This window comes from Paenibacillus sp. J31P316 (genome assembly GCF_056269105.1).
In genome coordinates this window covers 67,853-90,025 of sequence record NZ_JBWDNI010000012.1, presented here as the reverse complement: position 1 = coordinate 90,025, position 22,173 = coordinate 67,853, and the positions used below count along the sequence as shown (strand labels likewise).

Below are 22,173 nucleotides of genomic sequence, written 5' to 3'. Positions count from 1 at the left end.
TCAGACCAGCCCTCCGCTTACGATAAAGTAGGGAATTCGCATACATACGCGCGTATACTCCCCCTCGCCGCTCTCGACGAACAAGCCGTATTCCTTGCCATAAAATAACTGGATCCGTTGATGGACGTTGCGCAGTCCGATTCCGCTGCCCTCGCTCTGCTTCTCGGGCGGCACGACCGCTCGCGCGCCGGAAGCGGAGAATTCGGACTCCACGCCAGCGATTTTCCGGTTCAGCTCCTCCGCCGCACCGGCCGTCATTCCGACGCCGTTGTCGGCGATTACAATTACGATGGCATGCTCCGCCAACGTCGCGGATATGGAGATCACCATGCTGCGCGCCTCCGAAGGCTTTATCTTCATGCCGTGCTTCACGGAATTCTCCACGATCGGCTGCAGCGACATTTTCAGCAGCTCCTGATTCAAGTAATCCTGCGGCACGTCGATCCGCAAGCTGACCATATGTTCGAACCGGAGATTCATCACGGCGATATAGTTGGCGATATGGCCCAGCTCGTCTTTCAGCCGCACGTATTCGCTATTCCATCTGAGGTTATACCGCATCATGCCCCCAAGCGATGTAAGCGCATCCGAAATAACGGGTTGATTCTCGATTTCGGCCAGCATTTTGATATTCTCGAGCGTATTGTACAGAAAGTGGGAATCGATCTGATTCTTGAGCGACCGCAGCTCCGTCTCTTTGGATGCCGCCTGCTTCGTGACCGCCTCTGCGATCAACTCGTTGATTTTCTTCAGCATTTTCCGGAAATGATGGGCAAGCTCGCCGACCTCTCCCCCGCCGCGAATCGTGAAGTCAAAGTTGAAGTCGCCCTGACGGACCCTCTTCATGAAATGGGCCAGCATATGGAGCTTCTTCAGAATGAGCGCGTTCAGAAAATACGTGGAGATGGACAGAATGACCAACAAGATGACGTTCGCGAAAATAATCTTGTTGCGCGTCCGGTCGATGTCCGCGAATACATGCTTGAGCGAAACGACGTTCAGCACGTACGCGTCGATCTTCTCGACGTAGATGTAGTTGCTCAGATACGGAGTCTTGTTCCGCGTAAACAAATAATGGCCCTGCGCGCCCGCCGCATGTTGATTCAGCTCGCCGCGAATGTCCGCCTCCGTCAGTCCCGTATCCTTCAGCAGCGTGATGCCCGGATCGTTGAACATTTTCCCTTCGCGGTCGAAAATGAACATTTGCGACTGCCCCTCGTCGTTCCCGCCCCGGTATACGTTGGGAAAGACGTTCGTCAGCAGCATATCCACCTGCATGATGCCGACATGCTTCCCGGCCGGATATTCGATCTCGCGAAGCAGCGAAAGCTTCGGTCTGTCTTCCTTCGCGTCGGCCACGATCGGACGAATAGGCTCCCGGTCCATCCGGTCGAAATACCACCATTCGGTGCCGTTCAGCTCGTTGACCTTCTTGTACCACGGCTCCGCATGAATGCGCTTCTCGAGCAGGATCACCGGCCAGATCTCGTTGATTCGCTTGTTGTTGGAGAACAGGCGAATATGCTCGATGTTCGGATTGTTGAACTGCAGGCGCAAAATGTTCGATACCGCGTTCGTATCGAATTCGATCAGCTCCGACGCGTTCGGCTCGCTTGTGCGCTCCAAATAATAAAGCACTTCTTTGTCCGAGAGCGCCAGCTGCGCGGCCCGTTCCATCGTCTCGATGTTGTTGTTCAGGTTGATCCGTTCGATCTCAAGCTGGTTCTCGCTTTTCTTGACGATGTCCTTCATATAATTGTCGTTCAGTTCATTGAAGATATAGAACGAGATCAATAGACTCGGCAGCAGCAAAATAAGAATATACGCAATGATAAGCCGCTTCTGCAAAGACAGCCGTTCGAGTCTGAAGAGGAATTCGCGTGCCCGAATGCGAAGCCTGCCGGCCAATGCAATCACCGTCCGTAAGATGGAATATGCGCTAGAAGTAACGGCCTGCCGCCGAAAGTCCCTCATCGCCGTAACGACTTATTATAATATGGATCGAAGAGCAGTGGCTATCTTCTGTCTTGGTTATTATAGGATACACCCTTCCGCGAAAATAACCGCAGAACGGGCATGAACAGCCGGCGGCTGTCCCTCGAAGCCAAGCTGCAGGCGGCAATCCCGCTGTGCTGCTTGGCCGAAGGCGTCAGACCGCCGGCTGTTCGTATGCTTGAACGCGATTGGCTTATTTCAGGAACTCCGCCAGCTTCGCCACGTTCTCTTCGTATTTCTTCTGTTGGTACGCCTGCACCTTGTCGAGGCCGGCGCTCTTGCGCTTGTCGAGGAAATCGTTGAACTGCTTGTCGAAATCTTCGTCGGATTTGCTGAGCAGCAGCTTCGGAAGCGCCTTGCCCCATGCCTGCCCGATCTTCTGATTGGCGATGCCTTCCTCGGAGTTGCCGGTCGGATCGATTTGATCGAATTGCGAGAAGCTCTTCGTCTTGCCCTTCGTCCAATCCTCCATTTGCTTCGAAGGCTCGACGCTCGGCGGCGCCCATTTCAGGTTCATGTTCGTGTCCATAAGCATCCAGAACGTGAACGAAGCGCCGTATTTCTTATCGAAGGCGGAACGGTCCTTGTTCATCAGGTCAAGCACCTCGGGCTTGAAGACTTCCTTGCCGTCGACCGTGTCGTACGTCTCGCCCGGAATGCCCATGTACAGATCCTTATTGCCTTCCTCGCTGACCAGGTAGCTGAGGAATTGAATCGCTCTCGCTTTATCCTTCACGTTCTTGGAGATCAGCGTGACCGTCCAGCCCGAGATGCCGGGGCCCGACAAGGTCGGCGCGTCAAGCGCTTCGTTGCCCGGTCCGTCGATGGCGATATAGACCGAATTCGGGTCCTTGGCGAACAGCGCGTTCTCCTGCGTCGCGAAATCGCTGCGTTGGTACAGCATGGCAAAGTAGCGGCCCTGCGCGATCTTCTCTTCCATCTGCGGACGCTTGTCGATGAAGATGTCCTTCGACAGCAGCCCCATTTCATTCGCTTTGCGGAACGTCTTGAGCCAGCTTACGTACTCCGGATCCGTTCTGCGGTCGTACAGCTTGCCGTCTTTCTCGTACGGAACGGCCAGGAAGTTCTGCAGGTAACCTTCGAGCGAATAGTTGCCCGTTTCCGTGAACTCGTGCAGGCCAAGCGGAATAAGCGGCTGGCCGTTCACTTCCGGGAATTTCTCCTTCGCCAGCTTGAGCGCGTTCAGGAAGCCTTCCTTCGTGCGCATATCCGGCTTGCCGAGCGCTTCGTACATATCCTTGCGAACGACGAACGTTTGGTTCGACGTATAGTCGCCCGAGAATTTCTGGAAATCCTTCGGCGAGGACGAAGCGTTCGGATAGCCGTAGAAATTGCCGTCCGTCTGCGTGTACCACGACGTCTTGGCCGGATCCGCCACTTTGTAGAAATACGGATCGTATTGATCAGCCAGCTTGTTCAGCGGTTCCACCATGCCGCCTTCGATCATCTTCTTCACGTTATCCTCGGACCAGCCGAGCGTAATGAAATCGGGCAGCGAACCGGAGGCGATCATCGTGTTCAGCTTCTCGTTCTCGTTGCCTGCCGGCACGATGAAGTTGACGTTCACGCCCGTCTTCTTCGTAATGTACTGGGAAGTGGCGTCTACGCCCCATTTGTTCGGGAACCAGGAGAAGTTCAGATACCAATCGAACGTAATCGGCGACGTGTCGCCTTTCCAGCCCGGCTCATCCGCGTTAACGGTCTTGGCATTGCCCGTCGCTTCATTGCCGGATTTGTTGCCGCTTGCATTATTTGTCGATTTGCCGTTGTCCGCGGTATCCGCATTGTTTGTCGTGCCGCCATTGCCGCTATTGCCGGTATTGCCGTTGTTATTGCCGCCGCATGCTGCCAGCGTGGCTACGAGAGCCGTTACCGTCGTCAAAGCCAACCAGCGCTTCACTGTTCCTTGTCTCATGTGTTCTACCCCTTTGCTTCGCTTATTATAAGTCCCTTCCGGCAGTGACGCCAGCGGGGACGAACAACCTACCCTTTGATGGAACCGATCATCATGCCTTTGACGAAGTACTTCTGCAAGAACGGATACGCGAGCACGATCGGCAGCGTGGTGACGACCATCGTTGCCAGCTTGATGGACTGCGAGCTTACGCTCTTCGTAATGCCGCCCGGCATATTCGCCATCATCAGATTGGAGCTGGACTGCGCGATGACGCGGTACAGGAACGTCTGAATCGGCTGCAGGTCCATGTTGTTAATGTAGATCATGCCTGTAAAATAATCGTTCCATTGGTACACGCCGTGGAACAGGGCGATCGTCGCGATGACCGGCATCGAGACCGGAATGACGACGCGGACGAAGATGGAGAAGTCGTTGGCGCCATCGATCTTCGCGGCTTCCTCCAGCCCCGCCGGAATTTCGCGGAAGAAGGCCAGGAAGATGATGAGATCGAAGAAATTAAACATCGCCGGAATGATGTAAACCAAGAAATTATCCAGCAGATGGAGATCGCGAACGAGCAGATAGGTAGGAATGAGGCCGCCGCCGAAGAACATCGTAATCGTTCCGATCAGCATGTATACCCTGCGGCCGATTAGCTCGCGCCTTGAGAACGCGTATGCGACCATGGCCGTGAAGAACACGTGCAGCGCGGTGCCGCCCACCGTCTTCATGACCGTAATGCCCATGGCCTTCATGATGCCGGGATTGTTGAATACCGCCTCGAAGCTGTCCAAGCTCATGACGCGCGGCCACCAGTAGATGCCGCCTCGCATCGCGTCCTGCCCGTCGTTGAACGCATTCACGAGCACGTACCAGATCGGATAAATCGTAATGAAGCAGATCACCAGCATGCCGAACACGTTGAACGCATCGAATGTCGCCTCGCCGGCGGTTTTCCTTCGGAGTGTGAACATAGCTTGTCAAACCACCTTTAACGTTAAAATAACGATGTGTCGTTCAGCTTCCTGGATACGGTGTTGGCCGTCAGCAGAAGCAGGAGCGCTATGATCGATTTGATCAACCCGACCGCGGCCGAATAGGAGAAGCGGCTGTTGATAATGCCGGTCTGGTAGACATACACGTCGATGACGTTGCTTGTGCTTTCATTGAGCGAGTTGCGCAGCACGAGTATCTGGTCGAAGTTCGAATTCAGAAGGCCGCTGACCGCGAGGATGAACAGAATCGTGATCGTGCCCGCAATGCTCGGCAGCGTGACGAACCACATTTTCTGAAACCGTCCGGCTCCGTCGATCGTTGCCGCTTCGTACATTTCCGGCGATACCCCGGCGATCGCGGCGAGATAGATAATCGCGGACCAGCCAAGCTCCTTCCAGATATCCGAGGAAACGACGATCGTCCAGAAGTAACTCGGTTCGGCCAAATAGCTGATCGGCTCATGGATGAAGCCGAGCGCCATCAACAGCTTATTGATGATGCCGACATCGGCGAGCCAGGTGGTCAAGATCCCGCCGAGGATAACCCAGGAGAGAAAGTGGGGCAGATACGAGATCGTCTGCACTGCCTTCTTCAGCCGAAGGGAGCGAAGCTCGTTCAGGAAGAGCGCGAAGACGATCGGCAGCGGAAACCCGATCAGCAGTTTGAAGAAGCTCATGCCGATCGTGTTCCAGATGACGCCCTTCAGCTCGTCGTCGTCCAGAAATTCGCGGAAGTGATCGAGACCGACCCACGGGGCATCGCCGATGGAATGGATAATATTGAACTCCTTGAAAGCGATGATGACGCCGTACATCGGGATATAGTTGAAGATGACCATCCATGCCACGCCGAGCAGCGCCATCGCTTGCAAATACTTCTGGCCGGCCAGCTTCCGGACAACCTTCTTGAACCTCGTTTTGCGGCTTACCGCCTGCTCTTGTACGGCCAGCTCATAGCTCAGATTGGCGCTCATGTTGAAACCCCCAAAACCGAATTGTAAGTGCTTTCATTGATCTGTACCTATTGTATACGCCCCGGTCAGGCGCGCATAAGGTCTCATTTTTTGACTCGAGGCGCAAAATTTCAGGTTGGCGGCGCGAAGGTACGAGGAGGTATCCGGAGGTTTCCATAATAGGCGCGGACAACAAAAAGGCAGGCCGTGAACGCGGTTGGGCGTTCACGCCTGCCATGTGGCGGCTAAGATCGACTAACATCCGTAACAGCCAAGATAAAGGCATAACTTCGATAGCGGTTTAAAAATCGATAAGACCGACGCTGATTTGTAGCGCTTCGTCTACCTTGCGCATCGTTTCGTCGTCGAGGTGCGTGATTTTGTCGGTGAGGCGCTGCTTATCTATCGTACGGATTTGCTCAAGCAGAAGCACGGAGTCCCGGTCGAATCCATGGGAGGCCGCGTCGATCTCGACATGCGTCGGCAGCTTCGCCTTCTGAATCTGGGCCGTGATGGCCGCTACGATGACAGTCGGACTGAAGCGGTTGCCGATATCATTTTGAATAACCAACACAGGACGTACGCCGCCCTGCTCAGAACCTACGACAGGTGACAAGTCCGCAAAAAACACATCGCCGCGTTTAACGATCAAGCTTACACCCCGCTTACGAGTCGGCCGAGCGTGTCGCCGGCATCTTCCTCCGCTTGAAAAGCTTCCGAAGCCATCACCAGGTTGATCTTGGCCATCTCCAGATAGCCCCGCTGCATCGAATCCCGAATTTGACGCTTCTTCCGTTCAATTAAATACAGTTTCATAGCCTGACGAATAAATTCGCTTCGGTTCGAGTTTTCTCTGGCGACGATTCCGTCGACTTCCTCCAGCAAATGATCCGGTAAACTGATCATAATCCTTTTGGTATTTTGCAAATTGGCCACCGAACTCGCACCTCCAAAACATTTCAAGCAAGGTGAAACGGCTATCGCCGTGTTGACCGGCGAGGCGCGTTTCATTCCGAAGAATTCCAAGCATAGTATAAGGTGAAACCTATACGCTTGGAATTAAAGGTGAAACGCCGAGCACCATCATTTATGGTGCAGCGCGTTTCATTCCGAAGAATTCTAAGCCCTGTATAAAGTGAAACTTATAAGCGCTTAGAATTAAAGGTGAAACGGCTGTCACTGTGTTAACGGCAAGGCACGTTTCATTCCCGAGAAATATAAGCCTAGCAGGTAGAAAACTTATAATTCTGGCTTATATTTCAAAAAACAGTAACAGTATGTCATTGTTTGGTCCGTATTATACACCCTCATATGTATGCAACCCGTATATCAAGTATGCTGCATCCATAGGCAAATCCCGGCGTCCAAATCGTATTGGCTAAGTTACAATATTCGAGGCTAGACGATAAAATCCTTTAAACGGAACCTAATTAACCGATTAGAAAATTATTCCTGTTCGGACAGCAAAGGATTGATCTCCGCCGCAATCTCCGTGCCGCGCATATAGATTCGAGGCACCCGAGCCGCGATCATGCACGTTACTTCGTAATTAAGCGTACCGAGCTTATCCGCGACTTCTTCGACCGTGATCGCGTTCTCGCCCTGCCGGCCGATCAGCACGATCTCTTCGCCATTCCTTACCGGATTCCCGGCTTCGCCGGCCGAATCAAGCGCGATCATGCACTGGTCCATGCAGATCGTACCGAGCACCGGCACGCGCTGTCCGCGGACAAGCACCTCCGCTTTGCCCGTCAGCATCCGGCTGTAACCGTCCGCATAACCAACCGGAAGCGTCCCGATCTGTTCCTTGCCCGTCGTGAAATACCGTGTGCCGTAGCTGATTCCCCAGCCTTCCGGCGCTTCCTTAACCATGACGATCTCGGTCTTGAGCGTCATGACAGGCTTCAAGCTAATTCGACGTTCGTTCACTTCCGTCGACGGATACAGGCCATACATGCTGATACCGAGGCGCAGCATACCGCCGCCCATCTCAGGCGTATCGATGCCTGCGGCGCTATTCGCCGCATGGATGATCGGAATGTTCAACCCTGCGGCGGCCAACTGCTTGATCACGCCGCCGAAGCGTTCGTGCTGCAGCTTCGTATAGCTTTTGTCGGCTTCGTCCGCTCGCGCGTAATGCGTGAACAAGCCTTCTACATAAAGGTTCGGTTCCCCCATCGCCCGCTTGATGAACGGCAGCACATCGCCTTCCGCCAATCGGCCGAGACGTCCCATGCCCGTGTCGATCTTCACGTGAACCGACAGCTTGCGGCCGTTCTCCGGCAAAGCCGCTGCCGCATCGATGATGTCGTCCCGGAACAAGGCGACCGCGATGTCTTCGTCGCGCGCGACCTCGAGCCCTTCCGGCGGCACGAAGCCCAAGACCAGAATCTTCGTTGTCAGGCCGGCTCTTCTTAGTTGAAGCGCTTCGTCCAGAAAAGCGACGCCGAGAAAGTCGACGCCGCAGCGTTCCGCTTCTCTTGCGACTTCAACGGCTCCGTGGCCGTATGCGTTGGCCTTCACGGATGCCATCAGCAGCATCCCTTCCGGGATAGCGGCGCGGAAAGCCAGCAAATTATGCTTCAATGCGTCCAGCGATATTTCGGCCCGCGTCGGACGATAATGACTCGCCTTATTCAAGATGCTCCACCTTCATTTCCAAAAGTAAACGCCTGCCGTCAAAACATGGGCAGGCGCTTATCTCAAAATCCAAGCATGTATAAGTTTCACCTTATGATCAGCGCTTGTATTTCTCCCGAATGAAACGAGCCGCACCGTCGATTCTGACGGAGCGGACCGGTTCACCTTCTTACCCATAACCTTTATGTTATACGGTAATGCTTGGGGATGTCAATGAATTGGCGCCTGAAGGGCGGGGGCAAGTGTTGGAAATCGAGCTCGTTATTTGGACATCTCGCCTTCGACGGACTGGGCGACCTTGACCATCTCGGTCTCCGGCAGGTTCGCGCTCGTAATCCGGAACTCCGTGCCCTCGTAAGTCCATGTCAGCGTGCGCTGTACGTCGTCGCCGCTAATCAATCCGTAGGTGAAGCCCATGTCTACGAGATCTCCCTCCGTAGCGGAGGCCGCGACATCCTTCGGCTGCGTCTCGATCAGCGTGTAGTCATACGATCCGGCATAACGGATCATGATGCCCGGGTTGCCGCCGAAGACGATGCTTTGGTTGTCCTTCTCCGATACGCCGTCCGGCAAGTACGTCGGATCCATGCCGCTGAAGGTCCCGTCTGCCGGGGCCATAGCGCCTTCGTCGGCGGAATCATTATTCGCTGCATTATCGGCATTGCTGTCCACATCGGTACTGGTATTCCCGTCGGGATTGTTGCCACTTGCGTTGTTCGCACCGTCATTCGTTGCCGCGTTATTCGTGCCATTGCCGCTGTTGTCCGTCGTTGCGGAAGCATTATCGCTATTGCCGCCGTTATCGTTCGTCGCGGATGCGTTATCGCTGTTCGGGCTATTGTCCGTCGTCGCGGATGCATTATCGCTGTTCGAGCCGTTATTCGTTCCGTTCGCGCCGTTGTTATCCGGATCCGCCATCGTCGGCTGATCGCCGCCCGCTGCCGGAGTGCCCATGTTCTTCTGCGTATCGAATACGCTCTTCTCGAGCTTGGAGCCGAATTTAAAGGAATCGAATTTGACGGAAACCATGACGGCGTTGTTGGCATCGCTGACCTCGACCTTGCTTGGGGCGTAGTCGGATTTGTTCAGCCAAATCTTCTGCCGGGCCAAGGAACCGTTCTGATAATTCGCCATGACGTCGAAAACGTAAGCGTCGTTATCGACCGCGAACGTGCGGGAGTTGTCCAGCAAAATGCTTTGGACGAGCGTCTGGTACAGGTACACCTGGCCTTGGTTCGCCGGCCAATCGCTTTGGAAGCGGAACACTTTGTTGAGACGCGGCGTCAGCACGAACACGCCTTCATCATTGCGGAGCACGATCTGGGTGATGTCCTTCTTGGCGTTCGTCAGCGCGATACGATAGTACTGCGGCTTCTGGTAGGACACCTCGACTTGGTATTCCAGCGGCTGCTGGCCCGTGAACAACGTCATGACGCCCTTGCCCGTGTAGCTGTCCAAACCGCTTAACGTTTTGTCCAAATCCTTGACAACCGATTCCGCGTCCTTAGTCCCGCAGCCTGCGAGCACCGCCGTGAGGCAAAGCAAGAGAGCTGCAATGAAACTGAATCGACGACGCATGAGATCAACCCCTCATCACATTTTTTAAACGTATCCGGAGTTGTACGGCAGCCCATGCGGATATCGCGCAGGAGCAGCGTACGGGACAAGAGCCGTTTACGCTTGACTTGTACATGTGTATGAGGGGACTTGGACGATTATGCAGACAAGTTGCGGCTTGGCCAAAGAGCGTTTGCAAAGACTGACGCGGTTGGGGGACGAAAAGAAGCCTTCGCTTCCACGACTGACTCGGCGGGCGAAGGCTCTTTCATTAGGTTGCTTTAATGAGTTTCTAAAGTAGCTGTCTTAGATCGCTATCATTAATGGCTATCATTAATGGCTATCCTAAAAGCTATCGTAACTGGATATCGTAAATGCCTTTCCGGACGATGCCGGCAACCGTCTTAAGCCGTCGTGGATGAGGCCGGCAAATGTGTCGCAACGACGTTGTATGTCGTCACTTTGCTGCTCAGGATCGGGCTTGCCGGCGCAGTACCCTGTGCCCCCGCGCTGCCATGGCCGTTTCCCTGCGCTTGATCTCCGCCAGCCGCCGGCGCCGACGACTGCCCGCCTCCTGCTTGACCCCCGCGACGGGCATGCGCTTGACGGAACGAATCGCTTTCGGTCCAGGCTTTGAACGCCTCTTCGTTCTCCCAAGCCGTGCAGACCCGAATTTCTTCCGCCTCTTCCGACAATGCGGCATGAAGCACGTCCATTCGAATGAATCCCGGGAAAGCATGGACACCCTTCGGCGAACGGAAACGTTCCAGCACCGCATCCGACGCGCCGGCTCTGACCTCAAAGCGGTTCTCTACAATAATCATGATCGTAAAAGCCTCCTCGTTATGCTTCCGTTTTAGCTGCCGCGGCCCGAGCGATGGCTTGGAGCAACGCGGCGAAATAATCGGTATGCCTCATCGTAATACAAATTCGCACTTAATCCAAATTTTTCATTCACCGTGCATGATCCGTCAAAAGCCGACAGCAACACTCGGTATTCATGTTTTTTTGCTTAAAAATTACATTACTCCACAAAAAGTAATGAAAAAATCTTCATTTATTAAGAACGAATATCATATTGCACGCAATATGATACGTAATATATCATTATAATCAATACATACCCCATTATTAACCATATCCAGCTCCTGACCTCCTATTGCTTCAAACGACTTAACGCAAGGCTCCCCCTTGTCCTCAACGCACCAGCCCTGATACTCCCGCATCCCGGAACATCCAATCTCAACATGACTGCTCGCATAAAAGGAATAATTCCTAAAGGAGTGTACGTCTATGAAAATCGTATATAAACCTACCGCAGGCGCTTTCGCGCTTTCACGCGACTCTTTGCTCGCGCTCGAGATCTACGGCGGCCCGGACGGCGCGGCAGCGATCGAATTCTGCTCGGATCTTGGCAATCGCACGAATGCCGAGCTCATCTCGTTTATTGAAGAGCGTCGCAAAATCGATCCGGCTTTCGAGCTTTCGCTCGCGATCGCCAAGGTTGAGGACAACGGCGTTTACATCATCGACGGATCGGAAGGCTACGAGAAGATCGTGTTTGCCTACCGGGTGAAGAACGGGATCGTGACTGGCTATTCCTAGTTGCAAATCTTGGATAGGCCTGAATAAAAATACAGTCTAACCGATGGATGACTGTATAATTATTAGTTGACACGTTGAATATTCGCATATAACATGAATATATAATTATAATAATGAATATTTATTCATAATATGCGAGGTGCTCGAATTGAACCATTTTCTTACGATGCAAGAGTTGGACCGAGCGGAGCTGCTTCATCTCATTCAGGCTGGCATCGCCGTCAAGAACCATCCCGAACGTTATGCGGACGCTTGCGAACGCAAAGGCATATTGATGCTCTTTCAGAAAACGTCCACGCGGACAAGTCTTTCCTTCCAATCCGGCATCGGGCAGATGGGCGGCTATGCCGTGCCAATGGACTGGAACGCGAGCAACTTCAGCATTTCTCCCATTCGTTATGAAGCCCGTTACGCTGCGCGCAACTGCGACTTCATCGTCGCCCGCTTGAAGAAGCATGCCGATCTGCAGGAATTGGCTGCCTATTCCTCCGTGCCCGTAATTAACGGCTGCTGCGACCGCTATCATCCGTGCCAAGCGCTTGCCGACCTGATGACGATCTACGAGGTGTCGGGAACGTTCGAAGGCGTAACGCTCACGTACGTCGGCATTCTGAACAACGTAGCCAACTCTTTGATCGCGGGCTGCTTGACGCTGGGCATCCGGCTTCTGCTCGTTACGCCGATCATTAACGAAGCGTCATGGGACGGAGCGTTGATGGACCGGGCCTTCACGAGCGGCCATGTGACGAGAATGGAATCGCTCCAGGACGCGGCGGCGCAGTCCGATTACGTCTACACGGATACCTGGGTGGACATGGAGTATTTCCATCATGCCGATTATGAGGCGATCAAGGACTTCCGCATGAGCACCATGCTTCCATACCAGCTGAACAAACAGACGCTGAACGGCCATACGCCTTATATCATGCATGACATGCCGATCCATCCCGGCTTCGAGATCGAGGAAGAGCTGATCGAGTCGGCCAGCTCGATCATCTACCAGCAGGCGGAGAACAGAATGCATGCGCAGAAGGCGTTATTGCTGCATCTGCTTCAGAAATAATGCGCAGCATGCGCAAAAAGACGGCCCCGGCGCTTCGAATGCGAAGCGCGGGGCCTTCTTTTTGTCGGTCGGTAGATTAGGCGATTGATCGATTGATCGTTGCCCGGTAGGTGGTTGCTCGGTTGGCGGTTGTCCGGTTACTCTTGGCAGTTTACGATTAGCAGTTTACGATTAGCAGTTTACGATTAGCAGTTTTGGTGGTACTCCCGCATCAATAAGCCTGCACGGAATCCAAATAGACCGAGCTGCTGCCCGCCGATCCGGAGGCCATGTTCACATAAAAGGATATTTCGCCGATCGCACCCTTGTCGATTACGCCGTTGCCCCCGCTGTACCAGCCGGGATGCGCGAACACGCTGAAGGGCAGCTGGAGGACGGATGCGGTCGTGCCGCCCATCGTTACGGCGGTCTCCCATAATTCGCCGCCGGCTTCCTTGAACTGCACGGTGAACTTCCGGTTCGACCCGTCCGGCTTGAACCAAAGCGACAGACCTGTCGTGCCGCTCCAGTTCACGCTTCCGAGCGTCTTGGTCGCTCCCGAATAGTCCGGCGAAGCACTGACGGTATAAGTCAGCTTCATGCCGTAAGTGCCGCCGTTCTTATTCGCGGTATCCAGCGTTCTCGTCAGCGCGCCGCCGGAAGCATTCGGGACGTAGGCGGCTTGCAGCGAAGCATTGGAACCGCCGTAGCCCTCGAAATCGTCGATGGCAACGTTGACGGGAGGCGGCGAGAAGGTTTGAGCCGCGACGGAATCCACGTACAGCGTGCCGCTGCCCGCCGAACCGGCAGCCTTATTTACGTAGATCGAGTATTCGGAGATCGAGCCTGGATCGAGCGTGCCGTTGCCGCCGCTGTACCAGCCGGGATGGGCGAAGCTCGTGAACGGCAGTTGGAGCACCGTGGCCGAAGTTCCCGACATGACGTAGTAGGTTTCCCACATTTCGCCGCCCGTTTCCTTGAATTGGATCGTCAGCGTCCGGCCGGAGCCGTCCGGCTTCAACCATAGCTCGAGCCCGGTCTTGCCCGTCCAGTTCGCCGTGCCGAGCTGCTTCGTCATGCCCGCGAAATCCGGCGAGCTGCTGACGGTGTAGGCCATCTTCATGCCGTACGTCCCGCCGTTCTTGTTCGCCGTATCCCGATTGACCGTCACTGCCCCGCCGGATGTGTTCCGGACGTAAGCGGTCTGCAGCGCGCTGTCGGAGGCGTACGATTCGAAATCGTCCAGCGTCGATGTCGGCGGAGGCGCCGTCGCGGTCGTGAACGACAGACCGGAATTGGATGCTGCCGTCGAGCCCGTTCCGTTCACGGCCGTAACCTTCCAATAGTAGGTCGTGCCGTTCGCAAGCGCGGCCGAAGGCGTATAGCTCGTCGCCGTTAGACCGGAAGCGTTGATGATCGGGCTCGTGAACGCCGCATTGTTCGCCACGATCAAGGTATAGCTTGCCGCGTTGGCAGAGGCGCCCCATGCGAAAGCAGGCGTCACGCCGACGCCCGTCGAACCGCCGGACGGCGCGGTAAGGGCGAAGCTGCCGGGAATCGGAAGGGCCGTGCCGCCTGTGGCGTAGACGCTCGAATATGCGCCGGCCACGCCTCCGAGGTTGACGCCCTTCACCCGGTACCAGGCCGCGGTTCCGCTTGTCGACGTCGGGTCCGTCCACGGCGTTTGGTTGTCCGTCGCGCATGCGTTGCACACGACGGTCCAAGGGCCGCTGCTGCCTGCCGTCGATCGCTCGACCGTATAGGTCGCGGAAGGCACGGAGCCCCGCCACTTCAGCTGGTATTTGCCGCCGCTGACCGCATGGCTCGTGATGAGCGGCGCGCCCGGAATGCCATGGGCCGGCACGGACATGCCCCTCATGGCAAACGCATGATTTCGCATCAGCTGGACGGCCGTCTGCATCGCGGGCGTGTCGCCGGGGTAGTGAACCGTAAAGCTTTCGTTATGCTGCTCGTGACCATAGTCGTCGCCGTGGCCGAAAAGCGCCCAGAAGGCATCTCCGGCAATGACCGGCGTCGACTGGATCGCGCTCAGGAAATTGCTCAGCGTGCCCTGCGCCTCGTAATTCCACGCATACTCGCCGACATACATGACTTTGCCCGCATTCTGTACCTTCGTTGCCTGCGTCTGCAGCTGGGTGACCGACAATCCCTTGCAGCAGCTCCCGACATTCGGCCATTGGTAGAAATGGTCGGAATAGATATCGATGCCCGGGATGGTCAGATGGCTGTCCACGACCCCGTAGCTGCCATCCACGACGAGATGATGCGTATCGAGCTGCTTCAGGTAGCCCGCGATTTCCGTCGTCCAATTCTTGAAGGCCGTCGGGTTGTCGAACCAGCCGAGCTCGTTGCCCGTCTCCCACGCCATAATCGTCGGATCATCCTTGTAGGCGATGCCGGTATACGTGTTGACACGGTTCAATAGCGTATTCACGTATTGCTTGAAGGCGTCGATGATCGCCGGCTGGTTGTAGAATTCATAGCCCGTATAGCTGATGCCGTCGTCCGGGTAGCCGAACCACTTCGTCCACGATTTTTTCCCGCCATGGTAGTAGTTGTACTGGTCGATCAAGGGCAGAATCAGCCGTACGCCTTGATCGCCTGCCGTCTTGATGACATAGTCCAACTGCTTGAACGCCGTCTCGTTGTAGGTCGTCAATGTCGGCTTGATGCACTTCGGGCAGCCGAACGAAATGGCAGCGTGGCTGCGGACGACGTTGACGCCCATTTCCTTCGCAGTTGCGAGAACGTCCCCCACGCGGAATGCGGTCGGGTAGTCCACGGTGCCCGGCGGCACGTTCTCGTCCAGCCCGAGCCAATAAATATTCGCCGAGCCGAAACGGAACGGCTGTCCGTCCACCATCAGCTGGCTTCCCGAACGGGTGACGAAGCTGGTAATCGCGGCTTTGGCCTGGCCGCCGCCGATGATCGACGGCGTCAGCGTGAAGACGAGAATGGCGGCTAGCAGCAACTGAATGGACTTTTTCAAGGTAATCAAATCAATGCGCCTCCTTCGAATGGTCTGGCACTTGCGGCCTGGCGGTTTGCTCCGGCTGCTGCGCGGCGGTGATCGCCTCCTCTCTCACTCATGGGATTAGGTTCGCAAGCGCAGTTCTGTCGTCAATCGTGTACAAGTTATTGGTAGCGCTTACAAAATGATCGTACACCTTTGACTCGCTGCATTATAGAGAGCGGATTTGGATTTCTAGTCTTCTGTTTGGAATCGGTATCCAGTTCGATATTCAGGTCGATATTCGGGTCAAAATCCGAGCCAAAATCCAAGAAATACCGGCTGCGCCAGGCAGCCGGTCAGGATGTGGAGAAACCGCTTCCTTTAAAGAAACTCAGTCTCGTTACTGAAACGATAACCACGAAACAAATGGGGGCCGAATTGTTCGTTGTACGTTCTCACCATGCTGCAAAGTTGCCAACAACAAGTTTAGCATCCTAACTAGCCTCAGCAAGCGGCAGGGCCGAACCGAGCTTATCCATCCCAAACTGGCTTCAGCAAGCACCGGGAGCCGCAGAGCATGCATCCTGAACTCAGACGAAAACCTAACGGTTGTCAGCGTTGCTAATCCACGACTAATACGGTTTCCGAAGCTCTAACGGTCCTGACTGACGTTCGCAAGTATGACTATATTGGGTTGCAGCCGCAAACAGGCACCCGATAGAGGTCCTCGATTTTTCGGCTTTCTCGACAATTTGGCCGGCTGCGCAAGGCAGCCGGCCAGAGTGTCGAGCTATTGTTCCGATCCGTGCATGAAATTGACGATCGCTTGAGCAGCTTCCGCTCTCGTCGTCGGCTGCTGCGGAGCGAATCGGCCTCCGCCGACGCCCTGCATCCAGCCTGCCGTCGCAGCGGCCCGAACGTCGTCCAGCGCCCAGGCGGCAATCATGGACTCGTCGGCAAACGAAGCAGCGTCCGTGTTCGAGTCTGCAGCGTTGGCCGAACCTTCCGTGCCGTTCGAGTCGGCCGTCACGTCCGAGATCAGCCGGTCTGCCCGCGAGAGCAGCGCCGCGATCTCCTGCCGGCTGATCGGCGCGTTCGGCGCGAATGTTTCCGCGCTTCGACCCGTAATCAATGCGTGATCGACCGCTGCCGCAGCAGCATCACGATACCAGGCCGACGCCGGAATGTCCTTGAATGCGGACACGCCCTTGCCGTCCGCCGTAGGAGAGAGCCCGAGCGCACGCACGAGCAGCGCTACGAACTCCGCACGGCTGATTGCCCTTCCCGGCTCGAAGCGGTTATCGCCGACGCCGTTCAGCCATTGATGCGCTGCCGCTTCGCGGACGGCCGCGAATGCCCAGTGCGCGCTTCCGACATCCGAGAAGGCGCCTGTATATTCCAGTACCGCATAGGTGCTGAAATGAGGCAGCGAAGTCGTGATCGTCGGTCCCGCCGCATCGGCTTTGCCGCCGACGTACGACCATGCACCCGTAAGCGGATTCCACACGAAGATGCTCAGCAGCTCCGGATGTGCGGTCTTACCGTCAACCGGGAAGCTGACCGTGATTGGCGCCGGGAATGCACCCAATTCATGCCGCTTGCCATCCTTCGTCACAAGCGCAAGTTCAAGCTCGAACGGCGAGCCGTTCCGTTGGTAGCCGGTTGGCAGCTCTTCTTGCGGAGCATCCCCGTTCGGCCGGGAAATGCGAATCGAGATAAAGGCATTCGGCAGCTGCTGCTGATCGACGCTGGCGAGCAGTGCCGCCGCATCCTCTGCCGGAAGCCGGATAACGGTCCCGTCGCTCGAGGTCACTTGCAGTCGATCCCAGGTCAGCGACTTCAAGTCGGCCGCCGGAATCAGAAGCTCCGTCTTCTTCTCCTGCAGCGTCAGATTGATTGCGCCGTTCTGCAGCGCCGCACGCAGATCTTGGAGCGCAGCCAGCTGCTGGCCTTCAAGGAGCGGATCGACTGAACCGCCCGGGACAGGGATATATGTGCCCGGATCCGTGCCCGGATTCGTACCGGGATCGGTGTCTCCGTCACCCTTGACCACTTGGATGCTGTCCACGTACAGCGCGCTTTTGCCGATGGCTCCGTCTCCTTGATTGACGTAAAGCGAGAATTCCGACAGCGCTGCCAGATCGATGCTGCCGTTGCCTTTCGTATTCCACGGCGCGTTGCGGAATTCCGAGAACGGAATCCGAACGGTGCCCGGCGTCGTGCCGGAGAGCACTCGGTAGGCTTCCCACGCCTCGCCGTCCGCTTCGATAAACTGAATCGTAAGCGTGCGGTTCGACCCATCCGGCGTTAACCAGAAGGAAAGACCGTCGTATCCCGTCCATGACATGCCGTTCAGCGGCTTCGTCATGCCCGCGAAATTCGTCGCTTCCGTCAGCTCGTACTCGTACTTCAAGCCGAATTTGCCCGCATCCTTATGTTCGGCATCCGGTGTCAGCGACACGGGGCCGCCCCATTGATTGCTTGTGTACGCCTTCTGCGCCAGCAGCTCGCCGCCGTTGTAATAATCGAAGCTGTCGATCATCGGCACGCTCGCAAGCTGAATGCCGTCGACGTAAAGGACATGGCTGCCCGCCGTACCCGGGCCTTTGTTCACGAAGATCGACAGCTCCGTCATCGCCGTCAGGGTCATTGCGCCGTCGCCCGCCGACCATTGGTTGCGCGCAAAGCCGCTGAACGGCAGCTGATACAGCCGTCCTTCCGTACCTGACGGTTCAAGCTGCGCTTCCCAATAATCCCCGTCCTTCTCCTTTAATTGAAGCGTCACGCCGCCGCCCGAGCCGTCCGACTGCAGCCACAGCTCGATGGCGTTGCCTGTCGAGGTCCAGTTCATGCCCCCGAGCGATTTGGTTACGCCCGCGTAGCCTTTCCCGTCCGTAAGCTCGTAGGACAGCTTCATGCCGTAGTCGCCGCCGGATTTGTGGCTGTTGTCCAGCGTCGGCGTAATGGCGTCGCCGTCCGACTTGCCGACGAATGCACCGGCCAGCAGCGCATCCGAACCTTGGTAAAATTCGAAACCGTCGACTGCGCCAAGCTTGGCGACTGCGATATCGTCCACATACAGCGACCCCGTGCCCGCGGAACCGGCGCCCTTCTCCACGTAGAGCGAGAACTCCGCGATCGCGTTCAAATCGACGACCCCGTTAACCGGCGCATTCCAGCCCGGTCGCGCGAACGCGTGGAACGGAATACTGACGAGCCTGCCTTCAGTGCCCGAGAGCCGAACCTTCGCCTCCCAATACTCGCCGCTGTTTTCCTTGAATTGAACCGTCATGCCGCGGTTCTGCCCATCCGGCTTCACCCACAGTTGAATGCCGCTGCTGCTGCTCCAATCGATGCCGCCCATGTTCTTGGAGATGCCGGCATAGCCTTTGGCATCCGTCAGCTCATAGCCGAAATTCAATCCGAAGTCGCCGCCGCGTTTCTCCTCCGGCGCAAGCGTCAGCGTTACCGCATCCCCATCGGCATTCGGCGTATAGGCAGCCTGCAGCTTCGCATTGTCGCCGCCGTAGGATTCGAAGTCGTCGATGGTCGGCTGGCGGTACAGACGGATATCGTCGATGTTCACCGTATACTGTCCTGCTGCGCCGTCCATGTACAAGCCGAAGGAGGCCACTTTGTTCGCGTCGATCGCGCCGTTGCCTTGGCCGGCATGGCTGTCCTTCCACCACTGCGGAATGTAGAAGCGGCTGAACGGCACTTGTACGAGTATCGGCTCCTTGCCGGATACGCGCAGATCGCTCTTCCAGACTTCGCCGCCGGTATCCGGGCTTTCCGTCAATTGCAGCGTAAGGCCCATTTCGGAGTCGTTCGGCTGCACCCACAGCTGAATGCCGCTGTTGCCGGACCAATCGGCATTGTCGAGCGATTTCTCCAAGCCGCCCCAGCCTGCGCTCATCGTCGTTTCGAGCTTCAGTCCGTAGTTTCCTTGGCTCTTGACCGCGTTATCGAGCGTCAGCGTAATCGGCGAGCCGCTGTCATTGACGGCATACGCGCCGCGAACGCCCGTATTCGAGCCGCTGTAGCTCTCGAAATCGTCGATGACCTGCGTCTTCGACAGCTCCGCCGGCGGATCGAGCTTCTCGCTGCCCACGCCGATGGCGACTTGGCCGACTTGCGGATTCCAGGTCTGATCGGCCCGGCTCTTCGGAAATTGGAACTTCAAATATTTCGTGCCTGCCGGCAGCTTGTAGCCGATATATTCGGTGCGCGTCCACCAGCCTTCGCCGGCCTTGCTGTTCTTCGCGGCCGACGTGTATGGCGTATACGCGGCGCCGTCCGGCGAAGTGAACATTTGAAAATCCGGCACGACATACGTGTTGGCTTCCTGCCGCGCGAAGGTCATCAGCTTGAAGTAGTTCATGTCGCCGCTCGTCTTGTACGTGAACGTGGCTTCCACGTCCGCATTGCGGGCAAGACGCTTGTTGTCGCCCCAGAAAAACGTGTCCGCGTTGTCCGTTGCGAAGCCGAGATCGGCATCATGCGCATTCATTTTGATGTAATTGTTCATGTCGTCGATCAGGACGCCGTTCTCCATCTCCGTACGCTGAATGGAATCCGGGAACGAGAGCGCGCCGCCGTCGGTGTCGTATTCGATGTTCACCCGGCCTAGCTCCGAGGCGCCGGCATCCGCGGGAAATGCAAGACGGACGAATTTCGTATCCGCCGGAAGCGCGCCGGTATACGTAACCGCGTGCCAAGGGCCGCCGTTGTCTTTTGCGGTCACGTCCAGCGCAGTATAGTTCTGGCCGTCGCTCGAGACAGAGAAGACGTATGGCACCGTCATTTTATCCGGATCGAAATACGTGTCTACCGCAATCGATCGCGCCGTAACAGTACCTCCGGCAGCCGGAACAGGCAGAGCATACACCACGTATTGCTCCTGCGATGCCGAAAGCATTTTCAACCGGGAAGGATCTCCGCCGAAGCCGGTCGGATTCTTGTAGTCGATTTCCAGATCCGTCGAGTAATCGTACAGCTTCCCGAAATTGCGCAGCTCGTCGCGGATGACATGCTTGGCCGTCACGGGTCCGACGACCGCCGAATAGTCCGAAGAACCTGAGACGTTGTTCGCCTTCAGCCTGTAGTAATAGTCCTCGCCGGTCACGGCGGACGTATCGTGGAACAGCTGCGTCTCGCCTTCGACCGCATCGGACAAATGATCGCCGACGACCGTCCACGGACCTGAGGCAGCCTCCGCGCGCTCTAACGTATAGCCGCTCGCGCCAGCCGAGCCCCGCCACGATATCGTCGAGACGGCGTCGATCGGCAGCAGCTCCGGCGTCTCCGGAACCGGCAGCGGCGGCACCGTGTCGATGCCCTGGATACTGTACGCGTGCTTGCTTAGCGACTTCAGCAAATTCGTCTCGTCGAAGCCGTCGCCGGACGGGAAGCCCGGCCAACGGTACGCGCCGTAGAAGACGCCGCCCTGCGTGCTCTCCGTATGCGGGTAGAAGCCGCCGTCGCGGTTATGCATGCGCAGGCTCCAAATCATCGCGCCGCTCGCGCCGCTCTCCTCCACCATATCGAGGAAGTGGTCGATCTGGTCCGTCGGCTTAAAGCCGAACTCCCCGACGATATACGCTCTCTTCCCGTCGGCTTTGGCCATATCCAGGTTCACCTGGGCGCCGTAATCGGCATAATGGTCGGGGTAATAGTGATTGGAAACGATGTCGACGTTGGGATCGGTCAGCGATGCATCGTCAATGCCGTACTTGCCGTCAATGACGAGATGCTTGCTATCGAGGCCCTTGATATACGCCGCGATATCGGCCGTCCACGCATGGGATGCCGGCACGAGCTCGTTGCCCGTCTCCCAGCCGAGGATCGCCGGGTCATCCTTATACGCCACGCCGGTAATCGTGTTCACGCGGTTCACCACGTGGTCGATGACGGATTTGAAGTCGGCGATCAGCTGCGGATCGCTCCAGAAAGCCGCTTCGTTCTTGCCGCGGAAGGCCGCGTATTCCTTGATGCCGCCCTGCCATTGATACTGGTCCACCAGCGGCAGAATGATGCGAACGCCGTATTGATTGGCGAGCTGGAGCATTTGGTCGAGCGCTTTGAAAACGTCTTCATTAAACTGCAGCGGTCCGCCTGGAGCCGCCGGTCCCATGACCGCGCGCTGCTCCGTCGTATCGTCCGCCTTGCGCACGGACAGCACGTACGGCCTCGTGACCGTTCCGCCCATTTGCACGAGCGCCTTGAACGCGTCCTCCTGCTCCCACGCCGTCGGAATCCGCCAATGGATATCCTCGATCATGCTGAGCGTCGGCACGTTCGCCGACACGAAACGGAAAACGTTGCTTCCGTCTTTCAACTGGTCGCCGTCACGCGTAATGAAGGTCGAAAACGCTGAATCCGAAGGCAAATCCGCTGCTTCCGCGCGCGGCGCCGCCGAAAAAACCGATAAAAAAGATGACACCACAAGCAGCAGAGTCATCAAATACGTGATATGTCGTTTAAACAAGGTACGA

At 56.4% G+C, this 22,173-nt stretch carries 13 protein-coding genes; 2 read left to right on the top strand and 11 right to left on the bottom strand.

Going from position 1 to position 22,173, the window contains the following annotated elements:
- From AC0YNU_RS24750 to AC0YNU_RS24710, 9 genes are all read right to left on the bottom strand, one after another.
- Entirely contained in the window at window positions 1–1,917 is a 1,917-nt protein-coding gene (locus AC0YNU_RS24750; protein ID WP_475761356.1) for a cache domain-containing sensor histidine kinase, read from the bottom strand.
- A gap of 271 nt (window positions 1,918–2,188) precedes the next feature.
- On the bottom strand, window positions 2,189–3,931 hold the full coding sequence (locus AC0YNU_RS24745; protein WP_475761355.1) for a type 2 periplasmic-binding domain-containing protein: 1,743 nt from the start codon (window positions 3,929–3,931) through the stop codon (window positions 2,189–2,191).
- A 68-nt stretch (window positions 3,932–3,999) separates the two neighbouring features.
- Complete coding sequence (locus AC0YNU_RS24740) at window positions 4,000–4,887, bottom strand: carbohydrate ABC transporter permease (RefSeq protein ID WP_475761354.1); 888 nt, start codon at window positions 4,885–4,887, stop codon at window positions 4,000–4,002.
- Between the two features lie 23 nt (window positions 4,888–4,910).
- Window positions 4,911–5,882, bottom strand: a complete 972-nt coding sequence (locus tag AC0YNU_RS24735) for an ABC transporter permease (protein WP_475761353.1) — start codon at window positions 5,880–5,882, stop codon at window positions 4,911–4,913.
- A 280-nt stretch (window positions 5,883–6,162) separates the two neighbouring features.
- The gene (locus AC0YNU_RS24730) at window positions 6,163–6,513 is read right to left on the bottom strand and encodes a type II toxin-antitoxin system PemK/MazF family toxin (RefSeq protein WP_125664969.1); all 351 of its coding nucleotides are present in this window, start codon (window positions 6,511–6,513) and stop codon (window positions 6,163–6,165) included.
- A 2-nt stretch (window positions 6,514–6,515) separates the two neighbouring features.
- A complete protein-coding gene (locus AC0YNU_RS24725; RefSeq protein ID WP_162359351.1) occupies window positions 6,516–6,797 on the bottom strand; it encodes a CopG family ribbon-helix-helix protein in 282 nt (93 codons plus the stop codon).
- Window positions 6,798–7,307: 510 nt separating this feature from the next.
- Window positions 7,308–8,501, bottom strand: coding sequence for an alanine racemase (gene alr / locus AC0YNU_RS24720; protein ID WP_475761352.1), 1,194 nt, complete (start codon window positions 8,499–8,501; stop codon window positions 7,308–7,310).
- Window positions 8,502–8,762: 261 nt separating this feature from the next.
- Entirely contained in the window at window positions 8,763–10,079 is a 1,317-nt protein-coding gene (locus AC0YNU_RS24715) for an outer membrane lipoprotein-sorting protein (protein ID WP_475761351.1), read from the bottom strand.
- A 383-nt stretch (window positions 10,080–10,462) separates the two neighbouring features.
- Window positions 10,463–10,882: an antibiotic biosynthesis monooxygenase gene (locus AC0YNU_RS24710; protein WP_475761350.1), complete on the bottom strand. Its 420-nt coding sequence runs from the start codon at window positions 10,880–10,882 to the stop codon at window positions 10,463–10,465.
- 469 nt (window positions 10,883–11,351) lie between these two features.
- Here AC0YNU_RS24710 and AC0YNU_RS24705 point away from each other — a divergent pair, with 469 nt between their 5' ends.
- Both AC0YNU_RS24705 and AC0YNU_RS24700 read left to right on the top strand, forming a co-directional pair.
- Complete coding sequence (locus AC0YNU_RS24705; RefSeq protein WP_475761349.1) at window positions 11,352–11,663, top strand: hypothetical protein; 312 nt, start codon at window positions 11,352–11,354, stop codon at window positions 11,661–11,663.
- 148 nt (window positions 11,664–11,811) lie between these two features.
- Complete coding sequence (locus tag AC0YNU_RS24700) at window positions 11,812–12,726, top strand: Rossmann-fold NAD(P)-binding domain-containing protein (RefSeq protein WP_475761348.1); 915 nt, start codon at window positions 11,812–11,814, stop codon at window positions 12,724–12,726.
- A gap of 211 nt (window positions 12,727–12,937) precedes the next feature.
- Here AC0YNU_RS24700 and AC0YNU_RS24695 read toward each other — a convergent pair whose 3' ends face one another.
- Window positions 12,938–15,724: a carbohydrate binding domain-containing protein gene (locus tag AC0YNU_RS24695; protein WP_475761347.1), complete on the bottom strand. Its 2,787-nt coding sequence runs from the start codon at window positions 15,722–15,724 to the stop codon at window positions 12,938–12,940.
- Window positions 15,725–16,469: 745 nt separating this feature from the next.
- On the bottom strand, window positions 16,470–22,166 hold the full coding sequence (locus AC0YNU_RS24690; protein ID WP_475761346.1) for a carbohydrate binding domain-containing protein: 5,697 nt from the start codon (window positions 22,164–22,166) through the stop codon (window positions 16,470–16,472).
- Between the last annotated feature and the right edge of the window lie 7 nt (window positions 22,167–22,173).

Bases quoted from the DNA above. Each gene is read 5' to 3' on its own strand.
- AC0YNU_RS24705 (WP_475761349.1), top strand. From the start codon at position 11,352: ATGAAAATCGTATATAAACCTACCGCAGGCGCTTTCGCGCTTTCACGC.
- AC0YNU_RS24735 (WP_475761353.1), bottom strand. From the start codon at position 5,882: ATGAGCGCCAATCTGAGCTATGAGCTGGCCGTACAAGAGCAGGCGGTA.
- AC0YNU_RS24745 (WP_475761355.1), bottom strand. From the start codon at position 3,931: ATGAGACAAGGAACAGTGAAGCGCTGGTTGGCTTTGACGACGGTAACG.
- AC0YNU_RS24710 (WP_475761350.1), bottom strand. From the start codon at position 10,882: ATGATTATTGTAGAGAACCGCTTTGAGGTCAGAGCCGGCGCGTCGGAT.
- AC0YNU_RS24715 (WP_475761351.1), bottom strand. From the start codon at position 10,079: ATGCGTCGTCGATTCAGTTTCATTGCAGCTCTCTTGCTTTGCCTCACG.
- AC0YNU_RS24740 (WP_475761354.1), bottom strand. From the start codon at position 4,887: ATGTTCACACTCCGAAGGAAAACCGCCGGCGAGGCGACATTCGATGCG.